The sequence below is a fragment of the Streptomyces sp. NPDC005805 genome (assembly GCF_040630445.1).
GTDB lineage: Bacteria > Actinomycetota > Actinomycetes > Streptomycetales > Streptomycetaceae > Streptomyces.
The window spans coordinates 1-3,703 of sequence record NZ_JBEXXN010000114.1; the positions used below are offsets into that span (position 1 = coordinate 1).

The 3,703-nt window shown below is 73.1% G+C and carries 3 protein-coding genes and 1 pseudogene; all 4 read right to left on the bottom strand.

Going from position 1 to position 3,703, the window contains the following annotated elements:
- Positions 1-115: 115 nt before the first annotated feature.
- Complete coding sequence (locus ABZ457_RS30505) at positions 116-1,810, bottom strand: proline--tRNA ligase (protein ID WP_359164293.1); 1,695 nt, start codon at positions 1,808-1,810, stop codon at positions 116-118.
- Positions 1,811-1,875: 65 nt separating this feature from the next.
- Positions 1,876-2,457 carry a GNAT family N-acetyltransferase gene (locus tag ABZ457_RS30510; RefSeq protein ID WP_359164296.1) on the bottom strand — a complete coding sequence of 194 codons (582 nt, stop codon included), beginning with the start codon at positions 2,455-2,457 and terminating at the stop codon, positions 1,876-1,878.
- A gap of 41 nt (positions 2,458-2,498) precedes the next feature.
- Positions 2,499-3,359, bottom strand: coding sequence for a GNAT family N-acetyltransferase (locus ABZ457_RS30515; protein WP_359164299.1), 861 nt, complete (start codon positions 3,357-3,359; stop codon positions 2,499-2,501).
- Positions 3,360-3,566: 207 nt separating this feature from the next.
- Positions 3,567-3,703: pseudogene (locus ABZ457_RS30520) on the bottom strand (4-hydroxy-3-methylbut-2-en-1-yl diphosphate synthase); the annotation flags it as partial.

Genomic DNA, 3,703 nt, shown 5'->3' on the forward strand with positions numbered 1-3,703 from the left:
CCGGCGGGGGCGTGTTCCGGACCAGGGGGCCCGGTCCGGTGGGGGGCGGCACCGTCGCGGGCCTCGGTACGGTGCCCGTGGTGGGGAACGGCCCCAGGGGCCGGAAACCCGCGCGTCAGCGCGAAAGGCGTGCGACCGCCTCCGCGACCGGGAGTTCCTCGCGCTCGCCCGTGCGGCGGTCCTTGAGTTCGACGACGCCCTCGGCGGTGCGGCGGCCCGCGACGAGGATCTTGGGGACGCCGATCAGCTCCGCGTCGGTGAACTTCACGCCCGGCGAGACACCGGCCCGGTCGTCGACGAGGACCCGCAGCCCGGCCGCGCCGAGCTGCTCGGCCACGTCGAGGGCCAGTTCGGTCTGCGCCGCCTTGCCCGCGGCGACCACGTGCACATCGGCGGGGGCGACCTCGGCGGGCCAGCACAGGCCCTGCTCGTCGGCGTGCTGCTCGGCGAGGGCGGCGACCGCGCGGGAGACGCCGATGCCGTAGGAGCCCATGGTGACGCGGACGGGCTTGCCGTTCTGGCCGAGGACGTCGAGCTGGAAGGCGTCGGCGTACTTGCGGCCCAGCTGGAAGATGTGGCCGATCTCGATGGCGCGGTCCAGCTTCAGGCCGGTGCCGCACTTGGGGCAGGGGTCGCCGTCCTCGACCACCACGACGTCCAGGTACTCGTCCACCTCGAAGTCACGGCCCGCGACGACGTTCCGCGCGTGCTTGCCCTCCTTGTTGGCGCCGGTGATCCAGGCGGTGCCGGGGGCGACGCGCGGGTCGGCGAGGTAGCGGACCTTCTCCAGGCCCTGGGGGCCGACGTAGCCGCGTACCAGGTCCGGGCGGCCGATGAAGTCCTCGGCGGTGACCAGCTCCACGGTGGCGGGCGCCAGGTGCTCGCCGAGCTTGCCGAGGTCGACCTCCCGGTGGCCGGGCACGCCGACCGCCACGATCTCGCCGTCCACCTTGACCAGCAGGTTCTTCAGGGTGGCCGAGGCGGGGACGCCCAGGTGCTCGGCGAGGGTCTCGATGGTGGGGGTGTCGGGGGTGTCCAGCTCCTCGACGGGGCCGTGCGCCGAGCCGTCGACCGGGGTGAGGGCGAGGGTGACCGCCTCGGTGTTGGCGGCGTAGTCGCAGTTCGGGCAGTCCGCGAAGGTGTCCTCGCCGGCGGCGGCGGGGGCGAGGAACTCCTCGGAGGCGGAGCCGCCCATCGCGCCGGAGACGGCGGAGACGATGCGGTGGTCCAGGCCGAGGCGCTCGAAGATCTTCACGTACGCCGCACGGTGCAGGGCGTAGGACTCGGCGAGACCCTCGTCGGTGGTGTCGAAGGAGTACGAGTCCTTCATCTGGAACTCTCGGCCGCGCAGGATGCCCGAGCGGGGGCGGGCCTCGTCGCGGTACTTCGTCTGGATCTGGTAGAGCATCACCGGCAGGTCCTTGTAGGACGTGCACTGGTCCTTGACGGTCTGGGTGAAGATCTCCTCGTGGGTCGGGCCGAGGAGGTAGTCGCCGCCCTTGCGGTCCTTGAGGCGGAAGAGCAGGTCGCCGTACTCGTCCCAGCGGCCGGACGCCTCGTAGGGCTCCCTGGGCAGCAGGGCGGGCAGCAGCACCTCCTGGGCGCCGATGGCGTCCATCTCCTCGCGCACGACCCGGGTGACGTTCTCCAGGACGCGCTTGCCCAGCGGCAGCCAGGTCCAGATGCCCGCGGCGTTGCGGCGGACGTAACCGGCGCGGACGAGGAGCTTGTGGCTGAGCGTCTCGGCGTCCGCCGGGTCGTCACGCAGTGTCTTGACCATCAGACGGGACATGCGCTGGACCTGGGCCATGGTGAACTCCTGCTCGGAACGTGTGATGTCCAGGAGGTTAGCCGGGCGGCGCGCGCTGGCGGAAATCAGTTCACCTCGGCCCCGCCCCGCGCCTGCCCCGGGCCGCCCCGCAGCAGCGGCAGGGGCGCGCCCATGACGGCGTAGGGGCTGGGGGCGCTGGGGAAGACGACCCGGCGGGCCAGGTCCCGGTAGCCGAGGCTGCGGTAGAGGCGGCGGGCGGGGCTCTCGGTGTCGACGGCGGAGAGGATGGACCGCGGTTCGTCGGCGCCGTCGGTGAGGGCGGTGATGAGTTCCCGGCCGATGCCCCGGGCCTGGTGGGCGGGGTGGACGTGCAGTTCGGTGATGACGAAGGAGTCGTCGAGCCAGCCGTCCGCGCCGTCCGCCCGCAGATGGGGTTCGACGACGGTGGACCACCAGTGGGAGCGGTCGTTGGGCATCCCGTAGACGAAGCCGACGAGGCGGCCGTCGGGGGTGGTCGCGCCCAGTGCCCGGGCGCCGGGGTTGGTGAGGTGCCGCAGGACGATCCAGCGGCGGATGTCGATCTCCTCCTCGCTCAGCCCGAAGGCGAGCGCCTGGACGGCGAGGGCCTCGTCGACCCGGGCCGCGAGGTCGAGCGGGCCGGTCGCGACGTCGGGGTCTGGTGCCATGGCCGCACCCTACTGGCCGCCCGGACGGGGGCGCGCGGCCCTCAGAACAGGACGCTCATGAACGCGCCGACCTCGCGGAAGCCGACGCGGCGGTAGGCAGCCCGGGCGGGGGTGTTGTAGTCGTTCACATAGAGGCTGACGACCGGGGAGACATCGGCGAGGGCGTAGCGCAGGACGGCGGCCATGCCGGTCTCGGAGAGGCCCCGGCCGCGGTACTCGGGCGCCACCCAGACGCCCTGGATCTGGCACGCCTGGGCGGTCGCGGCCCCGACCTCGGCCTTGAAGACGACCTTGCCCTCCTCGATGCGGGCGAACGACCGCCCGGTGCCGACGAGTTCGGCGACCCGGGCCTGGTACAGGAGGCCGCCGTCGCCGGCCAGCGGGGAGACGCCGACCTCCTCGGTGAACATGGCCACGCACGCCGGCATGATCAGGTCCATCTCGTCTTTGCGGATGCGGCGGACGTAGGGGTCGGGCTCGATGTCGTCCGGGACCTTCTCGGTGACCATCAGCGGCTGGTTGGCGCGGACGTCGCGGGCAGGGCCCCAGCTCGGTTCGAGGAGCCGCCACAGCGCGGCGGTGGGCTCGGCGGGGCCGACGATGGAGGAGCAGCGGCGGCCGGTCCTGCGGGCCCGGTCGGCGAAGGCGCGGATGGCGTCGGGGGTGGCGCAGACGGGGACGAGGTTGGCGCCGGAGTAGCACAGGGAGCGGAGCCGGCCGTGCTCGTACCAGCCCCAGAGTTCGCCGCCGAGCCGCCAGGGGTCCAGGCCGGCGACCTGCACGCGCGCGGTGACGAAAGCATTCGCCACGGGGTCGCTCTCCAGGAGGGCGAGCGCGGCGCCGAGTTCGCCGGGGTCGAGGACCCGCGTGGTGGTCTGCGTCAACACAAGGGGCCTCACCATACGGTTTGCTGGTTCTGGCACTGTACCTGCCACCCCCGTGCCGTGCCGATCCGATGGCCGGACCCGTACCCCGGGCCGTGCACCGGCAGCCGGGCCCCCGGACCCCGCCCGCATTCCGGCGCGGGGCACGGCACGGCGAAGGCCCCGCGGCGGCCGGCGGGCGGCGCTGCGGGGCCTTCGGAGAGTGCGGTGCGGTGCGCGGCTCGGTCAGCCGGCGACGGAGACCTGCGGTTCGCCGGAGGCGACGCCGTCCTTCTCCATCTGCTCGGCGATCTTCATGGCCTCGTCGATCAGGGTCTCCACGATCTTGGACTCGGGCACGGTCTTGATGACCTCGCCCTTGA